General features: G+C 58.9%; 15 protein-coding genes. 6 read left to right on the top strand and 9 right to left on the bottom strand.

What is annotated here, in order from left to right:
- Positions 1 to 44: 44 nt before the first annotated feature.
- Both B5E60_RS09005 and B5E60_RS09000 read right to left on the bottom strand, forming a co-directional pair.
- Positions 45 to 920, bottom strand: a complete 876-nt coding sequence (locus B5E60_RS09005; protein WP_087311167.1) for a YegS/Rv2252/BmrU family lipid kinase — start codon at positions 918 to 920, stop codon at positions 45 to 47.
- A gap of 37 nt (positions 921 to 957) precedes the next feature.
- The gene (locus tag B5E60_RS09000) at positions 958 to 1,968 is read right to left on the bottom strand and encodes an FAD:protein FMN transferase (protein ID WP_087311166.1); all 1,011 of its coding nucleotides are present in this window, start codon (positions 1,966 to 1,968) and stop codon (positions 958 to 960) included.
- A 191-nt stretch (positions 1,969 to 2,159) separates the two neighbouring features.
- Between B5E60_RS09000 and rpsO the strand changes: the two genes are divergently transcribed.
- From rpsO to deoC, 4 genes are all read left to right on the top strand, one after another.
- Complete coding sequence (gene rpsO / locus B5E60_RS08995) at positions 2,160 to 2,432, top strand: 30S ribosomal protein S15 (RefSeq protein WP_087311165.1); 273 nt, start codon at positions 2,160 to 2,162, stop codon at positions 2,430 to 2,432.
- Positions 2,433 to 2,522: 90 nt separating this feature from the next.
- Positions 2,523 to 4,739 carry a polyribonucleotide nucleotidyltransferase gene (gene pnp / locus B5E60_RS08990; protein WP_087311164.1) on the top strand — a complete coding sequence of 739 codons (2,217 nt, stop codon included), beginning with the start codon at positions 2,523 to 2,525 and terminating at the stop codon, positions 4,737 to 4,739.
- A gap of 450 nt (positions 4,740 to 5,189) precedes the next feature.
- Positions 5,190 to 6,911 (top strand): hypothetical protein, encoded by a 1,722-nt coding sequence (locus B5E60_RS08985; RefSeq protein WP_087311180.1) that lies wholly within the window; start codon positions 5,190 to 5,192, stop codon positions 6,909 to 6,911.
- 100 nt (positions 6,912 to 7,011) lie between these two features.
- Positions 7,012 to 7,893 carry a deoxyribose-phosphate aldolase gene (gene deoC, locus B5E60_RS08980; RefSeq protein WP_087311163.1) on the top strand — a complete coding sequence of 294 codons (882 nt, stop codon included), beginning with the start codon at positions 7,012 to 7,014 and terminating at the stop codon, positions 7,891 to 7,893.
- Positions 7,894 to 8,395: 502 nt separating this feature from the next.
- Here the strand turns inward: deoC and B5E60_RS08975 are convergent.
- Positions 8,396 to 10,036 carry a S41 family peptidase gene (locus B5E60_RS08975; protein ID WP_087311162.1) on the bottom strand — a complete coding sequence of 547 codons (1,641 nt, stop codon included), beginning with the start codon at positions 10,034 to 10,036 and terminating at the stop codon, positions 8,396 to 8,398.
- Positions 10,036 to 11,208, bottom strand: a complete 1,173-nt coding sequence (locus tag B5E60_RS08970) for a DUF3078 domain-containing protein (RefSeq protein WP_087311161.1) — start codon at positions 11,206 to 11,208, stop codon at positions 10,036 to 10,038. Before B5E60_RS08970 ends, B5E60_RS08975 begins: the two co-directional genes overlap by 1 nt.
- A gap of 97 nt (positions 11,209 to 11,305) precedes the next feature.
- On the opposite strand from B5E60_RS08970, the gene nfo reads away from it, so the two are divergent.
- A complete protein-coding gene (nfo, locus tag B5E60_RS08965; RefSeq protein WP_087311160.1) occupies positions 11,306 to 12,157 on the top strand; it encodes a deoxyribonuclease IV in 852 nt (283 codons plus the stop codon).
- A 46-nt stretch (positions 12,158 to 12,203) separates the two neighbouring features.
- Here the strand turns inward: nfo and B5E60_RS08960 are convergent, their stop codons facing one another.
- From B5E60_RS08960 to B5E60_RS08940, 5 genes are all read right to left on the bottom strand, one after another.
- Entirely contained in the window at positions 12,204 to 13,403 is a 1,200-nt protein-coding gene (locus B5E60_RS08960) for an aspartate aminotransferase family protein (protein ID WP_087311159.1), read from the bottom strand.
- A 21-nt stretch (positions 13,404 to 13,424) separates the two neighbouring features.
- Complete coding sequence (locus B5E60_RS08955; protein WP_087311158.1) at positions 13,425 to 14,150, bottom strand: TrmH family RNA methyltransferase; 726 nt, start codon at positions 14,148 to 14,150, stop codon at positions 13,425 to 13,427.
- On the bottom strand, positions 14,131 to 15,057 hold the full coding sequence (gene rsgA, locus B5E60_RS08950) for a ribosome small subunit-dependent GTPase A (protein WP_087311157.1): 927 nt from the start codon (positions 15,055 to 15,057) through the stop codon (positions 14,131 to 14,133). The genes B5E60_RS08955 and rsgA overlap by 20 nt, the downstream gene beginning before the upstream one ends.
- Positions 15,050 to 15,565 (bottom strand): CvpA family protein, encoded by a 516-nt coding sequence (locus B5E60_RS08945; protein WP_087311156.1) that lies wholly within the window; start codon positions 15,563 to 15,565, stop codon positions 15,050 to 15,052. Before B5E60_RS08945 ends, rsgA begins: the two co-directional genes overlap by 8 nt.
- A 106-nt stretch (positions 15,566 to 15,671) precedes the next feature.
- Entirely contained in the window at positions 15,672 to 15,884 is a 213-nt protein-coding gene (locus tag B5E60_RS08940) for a helix-turn-helix domain-containing protein (protein WP_232009245.1), read from the bottom strand.
- Positions 15,885 to 16,043: 159 nt separating this feature from the next.
- Between B5E60_RS08940 and B5E60_RS08935 the strand changes: the two genes are divergently transcribed.
- On the top strand, positions 16,044 to 19,148 hold the full coding sequence (locus B5E60_RS08935) for a hypothetical protein (RefSeq protein WP_143260705.1): 3,105 nt from the start codon (positions 16,044 to 16,046) through the stop codon (positions 19,146 to 19,148).
- Positions 19,149 to 19,320: the final 172 nt, after the last annotated feature.

Genomic DNA, 19,320 nt, shown 5'->3' with positions numbered 1-19,320 from the left:
CCCGAAAAGCAACCGGCCCCCCAAAAGCAACCGGCAGCGGAAGATCACTCCGCCTCCGCAGAGCACGGACGCACCACCCGCAAACCGCCGGCCACACACTCGATGTGAAGCGGGAATTCGGCACCGGGCTGTCCGTCGACATCCGTCGGCTCGTTGACCGTCGACTGGATGTCGATCTTCCGGGCCCGGAAGTGGCGGACAATCTTCGGATTGCCGCCCAGCAGGTACTGTCCCATGGCCAGCGTCGAACGGAAGAGATCCTTCTTTTCAAGCAGAATGCAGTCGAACAGTCCGTCGCGGATCGACGCCGTGCGCGCCAGGCGGAATCCGCCCGCCGTCTCGCCGTTGAAGATCAGCACCATCAGCGACCGCAGGTCGAAATGCTCGCCGTCGGCCACAATCTCCAGCGGCACGGCATGGATCGTCCGGAACTCCTTGACCCCCTCGATGATATAGGCCAGTTTGCCGATGCGGTGTTTGCGCGAATTGGGCGTACGCTGCGAGGTGGTCGTGAAGATCCCGAACGAGAAGATGTTGACGAACCACAGGTCGTTGACCCGGCCCACATCGACCCGATCCTCGCAACCCGTAGCGACCTGACGCGCCGCTTCGAGCAGTTCGTTCGACATGCCGAGCGCCCCGGCAAAATCGTTCGCCGTCCCGGCCGGAATCACCCCGATCGGAATATCGAGACCCTTGCGTTTCATGGCGTTGACGGCAAAATTGATGGTTCCGTCGCCTCCGGCCACGACCATCAGATCGATCGTCTCATGGCCCTCGAAGGGATTGACGGCAAAGTCGATCGGCTGCGGAATAACCCGGTAGCCGTTCGTACGGAAGATCTCGTCGATCTGTTCGGCTTCACGGGCGACGCGCCCCCGGCCCGATTCGGGATTATAGAGAAATACGGCGGTTTTCATAGATAAGAGTCGTTCGAATGGGTTGGTCCGGGGAGTTTCACTCCAGAATCAGCGGCTTCATCGCCGGGGAGACATACTCCTCATAGGCGTCACCCTCGCCCGCCAGGATGAAGTAGACCTTCACGCCCGGCATGCGGTCGACGGCCGCACGCGCATCGTCGGCCCCCATGGCCAGAAACATCGTCCCCAGGGCATCGGCCTCGGCACACGTCGGAGCCACCACCGTCACCGACAGCAGCCGCGACACGACGCTGTGTCCCGTACGGGGATCGATCGTATGGGCCACCTTGTTGCCGTCGGCATCCAGATAGAAGCGGCGGTAGTTGCCCGACGTGGCCAGACCGCCCTCCGAGAGGCTGATCCGACGCTGGAGATACTCTCCGTCGCTCATGTTGCCGTCGAAGGGTGTCTCCACGCCGATGCGCCACGGATTGCCCTGGCGGTTGACACCCCGGCAGCGCACTTCGCCGCCGATGTCGACGATGTAGTTCTCGGCGCCGAAGCGCTCGACCAGCGCCGCCAGCAGATCCACCGTATAGCCCTTGGCCACGGAGTTGAAGTCGAGCTGCACGCGCGGATCGGCCTTCACCAGGCGGTTGCCCTCGATGTGCACCTTCTCACGTCCGACAAAGGTGAGGATCGAATCGATGTTCGGGTGCGCCTGCGCCTCCTTGCCCGCGAAACCCCATGCTTCGACCAGCGGCTTGACCGTCACGTCGTAGCGGCCGTCGCTCAGGGCGCCGATGCTGTCGGCCAACCGCAGGTTGAAGGCGATATGGCGGTCGACCGTATCGGTCTGGTTGCGGTTCAGACGGCTCAGCAGCGAATTCTCGTCGAAGATCGACATCGAAGCCTTCGCCTCGCGGTCGAGATCCATGACGGCCGCATAGAGCTCTTGTGCCGAAGCATCGCGCACGTCGGCGACGATATGCAGCGTCGTGCCCAGCATCACCCCGTCAACGGTCGTATAGTCGGGGCGTCCGGCACACGAGGCCAGAACCACCGCCGCAACCACGGCCCAGGCGCCGCGGACTCGCTTGTTTCCCATAATTTTCCTGCGTTTAGGCACAAAAATACGATTTTCCCCGTAAACTTTTCATTTTTCGCCCGAAAAGACGAAGAATTTTCGACTTTTCATTCCTAAATCATAATTATATTCGTACCTTTGCCCAACGCTCTGGCGTTATCCACGGTAAGGGGGATGCGTCGTAGAGTGGAACTTAAATAAACTTTTACAAAATGGCTTATTTAACAGCTGAGAAAAAGCAGGAGCTTTTCGGCCAGTACGGCAAGTCTAACACCGACACGGGTTCGCCCGAGAGCCAGATCGCGTTGTTTTCGTACCGTATCAGCCACCTTACTGAACACCTCAAGAACAACCGGCACGACTTCGGTACCCAGCGCGCGCTGCTGCGTCTGGTCGGCAAGCGCCGCCAGTTGCTGGAGTACCTCAAGGAGGTCGACATCGAGCGCTACCGCGCCATCGTCAAGACCTTGAATCTCCGTAAGTAATCCGAGGTTTGAAATGAGGGCAATTCCCGAAGGGGGTTGCCTTCATTTTCTTGCGAAAAAAAATCGAGTACATCATAGGTTAAAATTTTTATGGAAGAAAAGAAGCTGTACAACGCAGTCCGCAAGATCATCACCCTCGGCGACGGCCGCCAGATCGAGATCGAAACGGGCAAGCTGGCCAAACAGGCCGATGGCGCCGTGGTCGTCAAGATGGGCGACACGATGCTCCTCGGCACCGTCGTGGCCGCAAAGGATGCAAAACCCGACACCGACTTCATGCCCCTGCAGGTCGAATACAAAGAGAAGTACGCCGCCTGCGGACGCTACCCCGGAGGCTTCATGAAGCGCGAAGGAAAGGCCAACGACAGTGAAATCCTCGTCGCCCGCCTGATCGACCGCGCCCTCCGTCCCCTGTTCCCCGCCGATTACCACGCCGAGGTATACGTCACCGTAAACCTCATCTCGGCTGACAAGGACATTCAGCCCGATGCCCTGGCCGGTCTGGCCGCTTCGGCTGCCCTGGCCGTGTCGGACATCCCCTTCGGAGGCCCCATCTCCGAGGTCCGCGTCGTACGCAAGAACGGGCAGTATGCCATCAACCCCAACTTCTCCGAAATGCCCGAGTGCGACCTCGACATCATGGTCGGCGGTACGATCGACAACATCCTCATGGTCGAGGGTGAGATGAAGGAGGTCTCCGAGGAGGTCATGCTCGGCGCCATCAAGTTCGCACACGAGGAGATCAAGAAGCAGTGCGCCGTACAGATCGAGCTCTCGAAGGAGCTCGGCAAGGACGTAAAACGCACCTACTGCCACGAGGTCAACGACGAGGAGCTCCGCCAGACCATCATCAAGGAGCTCTACGACAAGGCCTACGCCATCGCTACGAGCGGCACGATGAAGCACGAGCGCGAGGACCTCTTCAACGCCCTCGAGGCCGAATTCGCCTCGCGCTACACCGAAGAGGAGCTCGTCGAGAAGGCCCCGCTGATCCACAAGTATTTCCACGACGACGTCCTCAAGAAGGCCATGCGCAACATGATCCTCGACGAGGGCAAACGTCTCGACGGCCGCCGTACGGACGAGATCCGTCCCATCTGGTGCGAAGTGGGCTACCTGCCCGCCGCCCACGGTTCGGCCATCTTCACCCGCGGCGAAACCCAGGCCCTGGCTACCGTAACCCTCGGCACGAAGCTCGACGAGAAGGTCAAGGACGAGGTTCTCGTCCAGGGCACCGAGCAGTTCGTGCTCCACTACAACTTCCCGCCCTTCTCCACCGGCGAGGCAAAGGCCGCACGCGGTCTGTCGCGCCGTGAGATCGGACACGGACACCTCGCATGGCGCGCCCTGAAGCCCATGATTCCGCTGGGCGAGGAGAACCCCTATGCCGTCCGTGTCGTTTCGGACATCCTCGAGTCGAACGGTTCGTCGTCGATGGCTACCGTCTGCGCCGGCACGCTCGCCCTGATGGACGCCGGCGTCAAGATCAAGAAGCCCGTTTCGGGTATCGCCATGGGTCTGATCACCGACTCCTCGACCGGCAAGTGGGCCGTCCTCTCCGACATCCTCGGCGATGAGGACCACCTCGGCGACATGGACTTCAAGGTAACCGGTACGCGCGACGGTATCACCGCCACGCAGATGGATATCAAGGTCGACGGCCTCTCGTACGAAGTCCTCGCCAAAGCCCTCGAGCAGGCTCGTCAGGGCCGCATGCACATCCTCGACAAGATCACCGAGTGCATCGCCGAGCCGCGCGCCGACTACAAGCCCTTCGTACCGCGCATCGTCCAGATCACCATCCCGCAGGATATGATCGGCCCCGTAATCGGCCCCGGCGGAAAGGTCATCCAGGATATTCAGAAGACCACCAACACCACCATCACCATCACCGAGGTCGACAACAAGGGTATCGTCGACATCTTCGGCGTGGACAAGGCCGCCCTCGACGCTGCACTGGCCCGCATCAAGGCCATCGTGGCAATCCCCGAGGTGGGCGAAACCTATCACGGAAAGATCCGTTCGATCGTGGCATTCGGCGCCTTCGTCGAGATCCTCCCCGGAAAGGATGCCCTGCTCCACATCTCCGAAATCGACTACAAGCGTTTCGAGACCATGGAGGAGACCGGTCTGAAGGAGGGTGACGAGATCGATGTCAAGCTCATCGGCGTCGATCCCAAGACCAACAAACTCAAGCTTTCGCGCAAGGCCCTGCTCCCGAAACCCGAGGGTTATGTCGAGCGTGAGCGTCGTCCCAGACCCGACCGCGGCGATCGCCGACCGCGGCACGACCACAAGGACGAATAAAACGTTTGTGAATGTGACATTTCGGGCGGAAATTTTATTTACATTTTCCGCCCGAAATTTTGCATAATTTGCCGGACTTTTCTATATTTGCGTTGTTCCAGCGGCTCAGACTGCCCACCGGATCGGCTCATGCGGGTTAAGTCGCAGGAGCGGGTCACCCGACAGAGAGAGAGGAGGGGGGGGGAGAGAGAAAGAAAGAAGGGAAGAGAGGGAGAGAGAATAATGAAGTGGCGGAGGTGCTCGGGAAAAGAGACAAAACGAAGAAAAAGAAAGAAGGTATGAGGCGCTAAATGAAGCGCTGGAGAGAAGAAGAGAGGAGAGAGGGAAGAAGAGAGAAGAAGTGAGAGAACAGGCATACGCCCCGATTCACAAGCGGACGTATCGGTTTTTAATCGAAAATAAGGCAAACAACAAATAAACACACTAACTTTATCTATTATGAAAAACATCATGAAATTGAGCGTTGTGCTCGTAGCTGCCGCTCTGGCATTCTCGAGTTGTAACTGCTTCAAGAAGATGGCCCAAAATCGGGACGACATCAAATTGACGGTGACCCCCGAGATTCTGACACTGAACAACGGCATCGTGGCCGCTGACATCAATGTCACGTTCCCCGAAGAGTACTTCAACAAGAAGGCTGTGATCAAGGTAACGCCCGTCATCGTTTTCGAGGGCGGCGAAGTTGCCGGTACGACCAAATATTATCAGGGTTCGAAGGTGGACGAGAACTACGCCGTTGTCGACAAGACCTCCGGTGGAAACTTCTCGCAGCATGTCGAATTCGCCTACGATCCCCGCATGGATCAGTGCGAACTCCAGCTCCGCGCCGAAATCAAGTGCCCGAAGGGCAAGTGCAAGGAGTTTACGCTCGTAAACCTCAACAACGGTGCAATCCCCACCAAGGAGGAGGCTGCCGTGCTGGCCGGCAATGACGAGGCTGCCAAGGCTGCCCTGGCCAAGGAGTTCGGCCTGACGGTCGCTTACGGTCTGAACACCCTGCAGAAGGATATCAAGTACAGCGATCTGATGGAGCAGATGCCCAACGACTACAAGAAGGTTACCACCGTCGTTGACAAGACCGACCTGCTCTATGCCATCAACTCCTCCGTCGTGACGAAGAAGAACGAGCAGAACGCAAACCTCGACGCCTTCAAGGCCAACGTCGACAAGAACCTCGACAACGACCGCGCTACCCAGAACATCGCCGTGAAGGGTTACGCTTCGCCCGATGGTCCGGAGAAGTTCAACGACAAGCTCTCCAAGGCTCGTAGCGAGTCCAGCCAGAAGGTCGTTGCCAAACTGCTCAAGGATGCCGGTCTGGAGATCGACGCCGCTGCCTACGGTGAGGACTGGGACGGCTTCAAGGAGCTCGTCGAGAAGTCCAATATCCAGGACAAGAACCTCATTCTCCAGGTGCTGAGCCTCTACAACTCGCCCGCTGAGCGTGAGGCCGAAATCAAGAACATGTCCTCCGTATTCGAGGAGCTGAAGAAGGAGATCCTGCCCGAGCTCCGTCGCTCGCAGATCGTCAACAGCACCGATCTTCAGGGTCTGACCGATGCTGAGATCATGGAGGCTTACCGCAACGGTGGCGAACTCACCGCAGAGCACTACCTCTACGCCGCTCAGGAGCTGACCGAGGATCCCGCCGAGCAGGTTGAAATCCTCACCGCCGCTTCGAAGAAGTACAACGACGCCCGCATCTGGAACAACCTCGGTGTTGCCCAGACCGAAGTCGGCGACAAGGCTGCTGCCCTCGAGTCCTTCGAAAAGGCTGCCAAGCTCGACTCCTCGAAAGAGCTCAACAAGAACCTCCTGCTGGCCAACCTCGCTAACGGCAACACCGCCGAGGCCAAGAAGTATGCCGCTGCCGCCGATGCCGAGTCGAAGGCTGCCATGGCTGCTGCCGAGGGTGACTACAAGACCGCTGCCAAGGGTCTGACCGGCTACAACGAGGCTATCGCCCTGGTTCAGGCCAACGACCTGGCCGGTGCCAAGAAGGCCATCGCCAAGGACAACTCCGCTGAGGCCGACTACCTGCGTGCCGTCATCGCCGTCAAGGAGGGTGACCTGAAGACCGCCGAGGCTCAGCTCAAGAGCGCTACCTCGAAGAATCCCGAACTCGCCGCCAAGGCTGCCAAGGACGTCAACCTCAAGGCGCTGAAGAAATAATTCCTCCCGCACTGAGGAATAAACGGGCCCGGATCGATTGATCCGGGCTTTTTTTTGCCGGTACGAATAATTTTCCTACTTTTGTGCAAAACCGTTAAGTATGGAATACGCCAACCATCTCAAAGAGTACGCGCCGGCCTGGAGCCCCGCACAGGTAGACGAAGAGGTCGCCCGCTTCCGCAAGATCGCCCAAGAGCGGAATCACAATATCGAGGTATACAAGTTCTGCTACTCGGCTATTGATCTGACGACGCTTTCGTGCAACGATTCGGTCGCTTCGGTCACCGAATTCGCCCGCAAGGCCGCAGAATTCTACGAAAAATACCCCGAAATCCCCAATGTCGCCTCGATCTGTGTCTATCCGGCATTCGTCGATACGGTAGGCGTTGCGGTTGACGGCACGCCGATGCGCATCACGAGTGTGGCTGGCGGTTTCCCTGCCTCGCAGACCTTCCTCGAGGTGAAGGCCCTCGAAGTGGCCATGGCCGTGGAGAACGGAGCCGACGAGGTCGATATCGTGCTCAACGTCGGCAAGATGCTCACCGGGGCCTATGACGAAGCCGCCAACGAAGTAGAGGTGATCCGCACGGAGATGGACAGCGACATCGTGCTGAAGGTCATCATCGAGTCCGGAGCGCTGAAGACTCCGGAACTGATCCGCAACGCGTCGCTGCTGTCGATGTTTGCCGGTGCGGATTTCGTGAAGACCTCAACGGGCAAGATCGACGTGGCCGCTACACCCGAAGCCGCCGTCGTCATGTGCCAGGCGATCCGCGATTACCACGAAAAGACGGGCCGCAAGGTCGGTTTCAAGGCCGCAGGCGGCGTCCGCACCCCCGAGGAGGCTGCCCTCTACTACACGATCGTCGAGGAGATTCTCGGCAAGGAGTGGCTCACGACGGATCTCTTCCGCATCGGAGCCTCGTCGGCCGCCAACAACATCCTCTCGGCCATCGAAGGAAAAACGATCAAATACTATTAGCAGCCCTGCACAATTTGCATTGTACGGGAAACGGCAACCTTTGTAGAAAGGTTGCCGTTTTTTCACGCGCATCAACCGGCCTTTGCGAGACAATGGCGCCCCTCAAAGCGAGGCAAAGACCGCCGGCAGACCGAAGAACCAAGTAATTGCGGAAAGACCGGGCGGGAACTGAAATCCGGCAACCGCAAGATCAGAACCAGAGGTTTCCCGATGGATTCAACGCAAAGAATCCGTCGACGGGGAGGGTTCTGCCGGAGTATCACCCGGAATAGCCGCGGAGTCCACTCCAGGGTTCGTTCCGGGAACCGCTTCAGAGCCGGAGCGTACGGTCGTATCCCCGACAGCCTCCTGCGTCGGAACAGGAGCCCGCTGTGAATCCTGCGGCACAAGCGTCACACCGGGATCACCGAACGGAAGCATCGAACGGTAGCGACCGTGATGAAGGATCGTTATCACCACAACGGCCAGCACGGCCAAAGTCACCACAAAACCGATCAGTCGCTTAATCATCGCTGGCCTCCTCTCCTTTCAAAACGGCAATCGCCCGCATGATGACGTTGTCCACGGGATAGATATTCGCATAGAAACCGTTGTCTTCGAGCTGCGTATTGCGGCCGATATAGGCCCGAAGCTGCGCCTCGATCAGCTTGCGCGAACGGGCAATGTCGCCGTAGCGCGGCGCAACCCCCTTGCGGGCCGCATAGCGGATGAAATCCTCGACCAGTGCCCGGTCGCTGTCGAGCAGCGTTTCGAGATCATCGATCGTCTGCACGGCATTGAGCGCCTCGCGGTGACGGTCGGCGTACTCGATCGTATAGCGGTAGAGGATGTTGCGGCCCACGACCTCGACGAAATAGGGGGTCACATCGGTCGTGTCGGCCGGTACAAAAATGTCGGGCATGATGCCTCCGCCGCCATATACGACCTTGCCGCCGGGCGTCACCCGCTTGAGCGAGTCGGCAAAGTGGATGCTGTCGGCCGAGAAGAACTCGTTGTTGCGGTAACGGTTGTAGAGATCCTCCTCGTAACTCTCGTCGTCGCCGATCGTATAGGGTTTCTGGATCGATCGGCCGGTGGGGGTGTAGTAGCGGGCCGTCGTCAGACGCAGCGCCGAACCGTCGCTGAAGGGGATCTGGCGCTGCACAAGCCCCTTGCCGAACGAACGCCGTCCGATGATCGTGGCGCGGTCGTTGTCCTGCAGGGCGCCGGCCAGAATCTCGCTCGACGAGGCGCTCCCTTCGTCGATCAGCACGGCCAGCTCCATATTCTGGGCCGAGCCTCCGCCGTCGGCGTATTCTCGCAACTGCTGGTGGTGGCGGTCCTCCGTATAGACGATCAGCTGCCCTTCGTGCAGAAACTCGTCGGCTACGCCGATCGCCTGATCGAGATAACCGCCCGAATTGCCCCGCAGGTCGAAAATCAGTTTGTTGACCCCCTCGGCCTGCAGCGCGGCAAGCGCACGGCGGATCTCCTCGTGAGTCGTCCGTGCGAACTGGCCCAGTTTGATGTAGCCGATGCTGTCGGTGATGCGGAACGACGATTCGACACTCTTGATCGGGATGACACCCCGCTCAACCTCGACCTGCACCAGATCCGGAATTCCCTGCCGTTCGAGCCCCAGATGCACCTTCGAGCCGCGCGGACCGCGGAGCTTCCGTACGATCTCGTTCTGGGGAATCTTGCGCCCGGCCACCAGCGAATCGTCGATCTCGATGATCCGGTCGCCGGCCTTGATCCCGGCCTTGTCGCTCGGGCCCTGCGGGATGACGTTCAGCACGATCACCGTATCGGTGGCCATGTTGAAGACCACGCCGATGCCGTCGAACTCCCCTTCGAGCGGTTCGTTCAGCGCGGCCATCTCCGAGGCCGGAATATAGACCGAATGGGGGTCGAGTTCACGCACCAGCAGCGGAATGACGTGCTCGGAGAGCGAATCCATCGAGACGGAGTCGACATACTCGTTCTCGATCAGGGAAAGCGTATAGGTGAGTTTGTTGGAGGGGAGCGTCATGCGGTCCAACACCCCCTTGAGTTGCGAAGCCGTCGTGTTGCGTCCGAGGTACTGTCCGAGCAGCAGCCCCGCTACCACGCCCGCCGCCAGCAGCAGCGGGAAGAGAATCGTCTGTTTCGAATTACGGTACATCACTTGTTCTTGAAGGTATAGGTCAAACCGACGCTCAACAGCGTTTCGGTCTGTACGGAGAGGTTCTGCGCCCGGTTGTAGTAGAGCTGGAAACTCAGCGTCGTCGTCAGGAATTTCGTGGCCTTGATATCCACGGTATTGGTCCAGCGCACCGTCGGATGAATCGCCAGGCGCGGCTTGAGTTCGGGATCCGAACCGTTCTGCTCCCACGTCTGCACGGCATCCAGATAGCGGTTGTAATCGTTATACTTGTACGGCTGCCCCACGTCGGTGATCCAACCGTAGAAGGTATAGAGCGTCGTTCGATAGCGCAGGTAACCCGTCTTGCCGAACGTGCGGTCGAAGTTGATCTCCACCGACGAACCGCCCTCGTACTTCGAGGTCTTGCCCTCAGAAGCCAGGCCATAAGATTCCCACCCTAATTTGTTGCTATCCCAACTGTTGCTCCGAATTCGCGAACTCTCCACAAAAACGGCACTCAGGGCTACCGGCGAGATATTGACCGCTATGGGAAACTTCGCAAGCGGACTCTTGTAGGTCAAACCCAGCGAAATGTCGAGGTAACCCGGCGAGAGGAAGGAGCTCTTCAGATGTTCACGTTCCTGCTCGGTACGCGACTTGTAGCCGTTGACGAACTGGCTGCGGAACTGGAACGTCGAACCGTAGGACCAGTTTTTGGCCAATTTGAAGGCCGGATTGACCCATACGACAAACTCATCCTGATTCTTAAACCACACGCCGTTGCTCACCGGCTCGTTCTCCGCGTTCGTCGTCTCCACCTTCATGCGGTTGTAACCCAGTTTGGCAGAAGCCTTCGTCTCAATCGAGAAGAGGTTTTTCTTAAACAGATGCCTCAGGTTGAACGAGGCGACCAGCGCAATGGAGTTATCACCGCCCGATACGGAGATCCATGGATCGTTATAGGAGGTCAACGTGCCCTGCAGTCCTGCACTGATTTCCAAATCATTGCGCTCCTTGCGGATAGCGGCACGCTCGGCCTTGTAACGGGCCAGACTGAAATAGTCGACATCCACCGACGTGGATTTCAGTTCATCGTGGAACTTCACGTCCGAGGGCTCGGCATTGACCTCGTCGATCGAGATCTGGGCCGCGGCCGGAAGGCTCGAAAACAGCAGGAAAAGCCCTGCGAGAAGCACATGTGAACGTTTCATAACGGGTTTCAAGGCGTTATATTTCCAAAATGCAAAGTTATGAATTTATTTACAAATTCCTTAACTTTGTCCAAAACAACACGAAACATCGAACACCATGAAATACTTCGGAGCACACGTCAGCGCATCGGGCGGGCTGGAGAACGCCCCCCGCAATGCCCACGCCATCGGCGCCACGGCCTTTGCCCTCTTCACCAAGAACCAGCGTCAGTGGATGGCCAAGCCCCTGACCGCGGCCGAAATCGACGCCTTCCGCCGCGCCTGCGACGAGTGCGGGTACACCCCGGCGCAGATCCTTCCCCACGATTCGTACCTGATCAACCTCGGACATCCCGAGGCCGAAGCCCTCGAAAAGTCGCGCTCGGCCTTCACCGACGAGATGAAGCGCTGCGAACTGCTGGGGCTCGACCGCCTGAACTTCCACCCCGGAAGCCATCTGAAGCAGATCTCCGAGGAGGAGAGTCTCGACCGCATCGCCGAGTCGATCAACCTCGCCCTCGAAAAGACGCACGGTGTCACGGCCGTCATCGAGAACACCGCCGGGCAGGGTTCGAATCTCGGATTCCGCTTCGAGCATCTCGCCTATCTGATCGACCGCATCGAGGACAAGTCGCGCGTCGGGGTCTGCATCGACACCTGCCACGCCTTCGCCGCCGGTTACGACCTGCGCACCGAGGAGGCCTGCGAAGCCACCTTTGCCGAATTGGAGCGGGTTGTCGGATTCCGCTACCTGAAGGGGATGCATCTGAACGATGCGATGAAGATCCTCGGAAGCCGCGTCGACCGCCATTCGTCGCTCGGCGAGGGGATGATCGGCGAGGCCTGCTTCCGCTACATCGCCCGCGATCCGCGGTTCGACGCCATTCCACTGATCCTCGAGACCCCCGACGAGAGCCGTTGGGCCGAGGAGATCGCCCGGCTGAAGGCCTTCGCCGCCGAGGCGCAATAGGCATAGGCAGCGGGACTTTTTTTCTTCCCCCCCCCTCCTCGACCGGCTACAGCCGGTCGAGGCATTCGCGAATGAGCGCCGCACTGTCGCGCACCTCCTCCTCGGAGATCGTCAGCGGCGGCGAAATACGGAACGCCGTGTCGCAGAAGAGAAACCAGTCGCTCAGGATCCCCGCCTCCTTGAAGAGTTCCATGATCCGGTAGAGGCGCTCCGAAGAGCCCAGCTCGACGGCCAGCAACAAACCGCTGCGGCGGATCTCCCGCACGGCCGGATGGTCGCGCAACAACTCTTCGTACAAGGCACCCTTCGCCTCGACCGTCTCGACGACGTGGTTCTCCAGCAGGTAGTCGAGCGCCGCCAGACCCGCCGCACAGCAGACCGGATGGCCGCCGAAGGTCGTAATGTGTCCCAGTACGGGATCGTGCTGCAGGGTATCCATCACCTCGTGGCGCGCGATGAAGGCCCCGAGAGGCATCCCTCCGCCGAAAGCCTTCGCCAGGCAGACGATATCGGGCACCACGCCGTACTTCTGCATGGCGAACAGCTCGCCCGTACGGCCCAGACCCGTCTGGATCTCATCGAAGATCAGCAGCGTCCCCGTCTCGTCGCAACGCTTGCGAAGCGCCTCGAGATAACCCGGCTTCGGAGGACGCACACCCGCCTCGCCCTGTACCGGTTCGGTCAGCACGCAGGCCGTGCGGCGCGTGATGCGCTCCAGCTGGTCGAAGTCGTTGAATTCGATGGCCTGCACGTCGGGCAGCAGCGGCCGGAAGGCCCCCTTCCACTCCTCACCCTCGGGGGCGCCCATCATGCTCATCGCACCGTGGGTCGAACCGTGGTAGGCCCGCCGCATGGAGATCATCTCCGTACGGCCCGTGAAGCGCTTGGCCAGCTTCAGCGCCCCCTCGACCGCCTCGGCGCCCGAGTTGACAAAGTAGACACTCTCCAGATCGCCGGGCAGCAGCGAGGCGATCTTCGCCGCATAAGTCACCTGCGGTGTCTCGACCAGCTCGCCGTAGACCATCACGTGCATGTAGCGCGCTACCTGCTCCTGCACGGCCCGCACCACGGCCGGATTGGCATGTCCGACGTTGCTCACCGAAACCCCCGCCACCAGGTCGTAATAGCGTTTCCCCTCGGGCGTGTAGAAAAAGGTGCCCTCGCCCCGGTCCACCTCCACCAGCATCGGCGAAGGCGACGTCTGGGCCACGTGGGCCAAAAACTGTTTCCGAAGAATCGTACTCATCCTATTTCGCTTGTTAAAACGTCACTCCGCAGTGCCGAAGCGTCGCTGCAGGATTGCATCGGCATCCTTCACGCTGCGCCGCATCCACCGCTCCATCAACGCCGCCTGCTCCGCGACCGGAAGCTCCCACCCCGCGACCGTACGCCGCACCCGCAACGAGAGTTCGTAGATCAGGATCGCCGCCGAGGCCGAAACGTTCAGACTCTCGACCAGTCCGCACATCGGGATGCGCAGAAACTCGTCGGCTCCGGCAATCGCCTCGTCCGAAATGCCGGCGTGCTCCGTGCCGAAGATCAGCGCAAAGGGCCCCTTCGCGACGTCGAACGTCTCGGGGGTCACATCCTCGCGGTGGGGCGTTGTGGCCACAATGCGGTAGCCCTCGCGCCGCAGCGAGGCGATGGCCTCCGCCGTCGAGGCGTGGCGCTCGACATCGACCCATCGCTCCGACCCACGCGCAATGACCGGATTGGGCCGGAAGGTGCAGCGCGTCTCCACAGTGTGCAGATGCTGCACCCCGAAAGCGTCGCAATGGCGGATCAGCGCCGCGGCATTCTGCCCGTGGTACATGTTCTCGGCCAGCACCGTCATGTAGCGCATACGCATGGCTACGCTGCCTCGCAGCACGCCGTAGCGCTCGGGGGTCATGAACTCCGCCAGGAAGGCAATCCGCTCCGCCGCAGGCCCCGCCTCGGGACCGAACAGCGCATCGCTGCGCGGCGTCGTGTCGTTACTTGCGGTACTTCTCATCTTCGTCGAGGATTTTCAGGTAGCTCTCGTAGCGCGGCCAGGCGATCTCGCCCGCCTTGACCGCCTCCACCACGGCACAGCCCGGCTCGTGGGTATGCGTGCAATTATAGAAACGGCACCCCGGAGCCACACGCATCATCTCCGGAAAGTAGTGCCACAACTCGGCATCGTCGATGTCGATCAGTCCGAAACCCTTGATCCCGGGCGTGTCGATCACCGCTCCGCCCCCCTGCAGGGGATACATCGTCGAGAAGGTGGTCGTATGGCGCCCCTTGTGGTGACTCTCGGAGATTTCACCCGTGCGGATGTCGAGCGCGGGGTCGATCGTCTGGATCAGGGACGACTTCCCGACTCCCGAATTTCCCGACACGAGCGTTGTGGAACCGGTCAACAACCTGCGGACCTCCTCCACACCCCGTCCGTCCCGGACCGAAACCTCCAGAACACGGTATCCGGCCCCCTCGTAGACGGCCCGGAAGTCGGCCACGGCCTCCGGATCCTGCAGGTCGATCTTCGACAGCAGGATCGTCACCGGCACCTTGTAGGCCTCGCACGTCACCAGAAAACGATCCACGAACTCCGGCGGAGTCTCGGGCGACTGCAAGGTGACCATCAGCAACGCCTGGTCGATGTTCGAGGCGATGATGTGCGACTCCTTCGAGAGGTTCGAAGCCCGGCGGATGACATAATTGCGCCGCGGGCGAATCTCCACGATCACCCCTTCGCCGGGAGTCTCCTCCCGTTCGCACTCCACCACGTCGCCCACAACAACCGGATTGGTCGACCGCACCCCCTTCAGGCGCAGGCGCCCCCGGATCCGGCAGCGCACATGCCCGCCCTCCGGCGTGGCCACGTCGTACCAACTGCCCGTCGCACGCACGACGGTGGCTGTAAATCGCTCATTCATCGGTTGGTCTGTTATCGTTCTGAAAGGTGATTCTCTCGTACATCCGCTCCACGAAGGGGAAGAGGCTCTCCGAAAGCCGAAGAATCGGACGGTAGCTCCGCGACTCATCGAGCGTCTGCCGCTTGACCAGCGTATAGTCCGCATTCAGCCGGCTGAAAGCCGAGAAGAGCACGCTCATGACCAGCAGGTATTTCACCACCGAGACGGCAATGCCCAACAGGATGTCCGCCACGCCGAACCCCGCAAAGTGAAAGAGACGACGCACCAATCGTGCCGCAATGGCCACCACAAGCACCACCACGATCAGCACCGTGACGAAACCGCCCGCTGCGGCCACCTCTTCGTCGAGCCGGAGCAGCGCACCGACCTCGGCGCCGAAACGCGCCGCCAGCCAGATCCCCGCGACGATTCCCGCCAGCGAAAAAATCTGTACGATGAAGCCCTGGCGCCAGCCATTCCAGACGGCCAGCACCAGCACCAGGCAGACAAGCAGATCAATCGTATTCAAGCAGTGCTTTTTAAGTTCCGAAAGATACGAAAATTACCTGAACGAGCCAAAAAAAGCACCGATACCGCCTTTTTGACCTGTCTTCTATTAATATAGGTATAAAGGCTCAGCGAACTACGTCCCGAAGCTTGACTCCTAGAGCGTTACAAATTATACACAAGGTTTTAACCGTCAGATTCGTTCGACCGGCTTCGATACGGCTCATGTTGGATCTCTCCATGTCACACCTGTAAGCCAGTTCCTGGACCGTCAGCTGACTCGCCCTCCTCAACTCCTTGATTCTCCCGGAGATATATCTTATCTCCTCCTGATAATCCATTCCCATTTCAAAAATCTTGACAAAAATTTTGCGGTACAAATTTTTATCTTTATATTTGCACCATGCGTATCATATATGATACCAACAGGCGAAAAAACAGAAGCATTAACACACTGAAAGTCAAAGATCGAACACATTCATTTATTCAATCATTCCACTATGAAACACAATCTATTCAGGAATTTCACGGCATTGCTCCTGAGCGGAACAATGCTGGCCGGTGTCGGTTGTAAGGACTATGACGACGACATCGACAACATCAACAAACGTCTCGACGAGATGCAGGTGACGGTCTCCAGTCTGCCCGAGCAGATCGAGGCCATCAAGGGTTCGATTCCCGACCTCGCGTTGCTAACCTCACGCGTCGAAGACCTCGAAGGGAAACTCGAGGGCGTAACCGATCTGAAAGGCCAGCTCGACGCACTCAAGGGACTGGAAAACACCCTGAAAACGTATATCGACGATGAGATCGGCAAGGCTACGACGGCCGATGCCCTGAAAAAAACGCTGGACAACTATTATGCTACCGCTACGGCTCTGAGCGACCTGGAGCTCAAGTTGACCGACATCACGAAGGACAACGGCACAATCGACCAGGCTGTGGCTGCTGCCGTTTCCGAGATTCAGAACGATCTCTCGGATCTCGAATCGAGCATCAAGACCTGGATGGGATCGCAGATGGAGGGCTATCTCACCGCGGAAGCAACCAAAACGTATGCGGATAACGCAGCCAGTGGTGCCGTGAAAGACGTTTTCGATCAAATCAAATCGGCTCAGGGCGAGTATTACGATGCGCTTACCGATGCCGTGAAAAATGCGATTGTTGGTGAAAACGGCACCATCAAGATCGGCAAGGAGCAGCTCGACAGCGCCCTGCAGACCCTGATTGATGAGATCACACCGCTGATCAGCCGCGTTGCCGAACTCGAAGGCCGCATCCAGTCGCTGGTATACGTTCCCTCGACGCTGGAAGAGGCTCAGAACAACACGATCATGTTCAAGGGTACTTCGTGGATCAAGTTCGGTGAGTCGACGAAGTTCTACCTGGACCAGACCAACAAACAGACGGCAAAGATCACCTTCCGCGTATCGCCCGCTTCGCTGGCCGGAAAGATTACGAAAGAGAACACCTCCATCGTAACCGAGAAGATCTCGAAGACCCGCGCCGGTGAGCCGCTCTTCGTGGTAACCGATGTGACCGCCGAGAAGGAGTCGGACGGTGAGGCCTACACCGGAGCATTCACGGTTACGGCCGAATGCAACTACAACTACGGCGAAGTGGATGGTGAGACTCTGGCCATCGCCCTGAACGTCAACATCGCTCCGGCTGAGGGCAGCGACAGCAAATTCGGCATCGATTACACGACCCCGTACATCGGAACCGATTATGAGGAAGGCGGCGAGATCAACAACAAACTCGTCATCGCCAAAGAGATGGAAAATGGCGCATTCGTTGAGCCCGACGGCGGCATGTACAAAACGGAGCTGAAATACAACTCGGATGAAACCGTCACCTTCCTGGATGGATTCTCGATCTACTACAAGGATGGCGACGAGTACACGGCCCTTTCGAACTGGGAAAACGCCGAGGACCTCATCGAGATCGCAGCTCCCGAGGAGAAGGCAACGACCACCGGAACGGAAAACCTGTACGAACTGGGAACGACGACTGTCAGGTTCAAGGATGCGGCAAATGGAAGCAACGTAGACGAGATCAACTCAAAGATCACCTCGGAGTCGTTCACCTTCAACCTCGTATACAAAGAGGAGACGATTGAGGTGGGCGGCGTACAGCACGAAATCACGATTGTCGGTGACAACACGGACGTTCAGGCCGATGCCATTGCCATGACCTGGAACTATGCTGCGGCCAGCTCCGATCTGCTTTACAGCAAGGAGGCCATTGATCTTGCCGAGAATGTGCTGGATCCGAAGACCTACGTCGCCATGAAGGGTTACACGCAGGCCGCCGAACTCGCAGCAGGCAAGTATACCGTAGCACTTACCAAGAACGGTCAGGCTGCCGCAGGTATCACCGCAACGATCGCACTGACAACGACGCCGAGTGTCGCAGGCGACGCACAGCAGATCCAGGTAACGCTGACGGGCGATCTGAAAGAGACGGCCACTTACGAGCTGAAGGCCGTTTACATGCACGAGGATTTGACCACCGCGACGATCAACGCCACGATCGACGTGACGGGCATGCCGACTCTCCCGAGCTATGACCTCTCGAACGGAACCACCTCCATCAAGGAGTACAAGAGTCAAAACAGGTTCGAAATGCTGGAAGACTTCGCCGCCGCATACGCCAAGAAGGTCTGGAATGACGAGCTCGAAGCCGCATTCGGTACCGAGGAGACGCTGGCTGGCATCTTTACGGGTATCACCCCGACGTCTGCCGGCAGCGACAAGGCTACGCTGAGCGCCGAGGAGGGCAACATCTTCGTCACCTTCGAGGATGCAGCCAAGTTCGGCGAAAGCTACCAGCCGACGCTTACCTTCACCCACGGAACGATCGCAGATCTGAAGGTTCTCTTCACGAGCAAGGTCCAGCTCGCCAAACCCGCCAACGTGCAGCTGAAGGCCAACGACGCTATCATTTCGAACGGACAGGCTACGGCTCAGACCCAGATCTCGGGCACCTCGTTCGACGTCATCGACAAGGCACTCGACGGAGCCTTCTTCTACGACCAGAGCATCGAAGGTCTGAAGGTTGTCTACGGCATCGCCACGAATCTGGATGATTTCGAGGGCGGAGAGGCTCCGGCCATTGTCGACAATAAGCTGGCCTGGAACGACTGGACGGGTCTGACCCTCGACGTGAAGGCCGCACTCGAACTGAACGGCCGTCAAATCGACGAGGCTACGTTCACCGTGGCAATCAAGGATCCGATCGTCGACGCACAGATCTCGACGCTGGAGAATGTCAATGCCTCGATCTACATCGACGCAAAGAACAAGACGTTCAACGTGGCCTCGATGCTGAAACTTTCGGCCCAGAACGGCAAGAACGTATTCGCCGACAGCAACCTCGCAACGGCTATCGAAGGCAAACCCAGCTACAAGCTGGTCGAGGAGAACCCCAACATCGAACTGGCGGACGGCGTTGTCAGCCTGATCACCGACTCCTCGCTCACACTCACGGCTTTCGATGTAGAGGTTAAGGTTAATTACAGCTATAAATTCGGAAAACGCGGACCCGTCACGGTAACGGTTCACATCGTTCCGGGTGCCAACCCCGCAGAGACATCGGGCAACTGATCAAAATCCCTTTAGGGAGAGGGAAATAACCGGTGATGCCGGGCGCAGAATCGAACCGCAGCGATTCGCGCCCGGCTCCTTTGTCTCCGCCGGCCGGCTCCGCCCGGAATTCACGAAAAATAATGTTTGATTTTCATACCGCGTTGTGTATCTTTGCAGGGATGAACCCCGA

It is taken from the genome of Alistipes sp. An116 (assembly GCF_002161005.1).
Classification (GTDB): domain Bacteria; phylum Bacteroidota; class Bacteroidia; order Bacteroidales; family Rikenellaceae; genus Alistipes; species Alistipes megaguti.
This window is presented reverse-complemented; position numbering and strand designations above follow the sequence as displayed.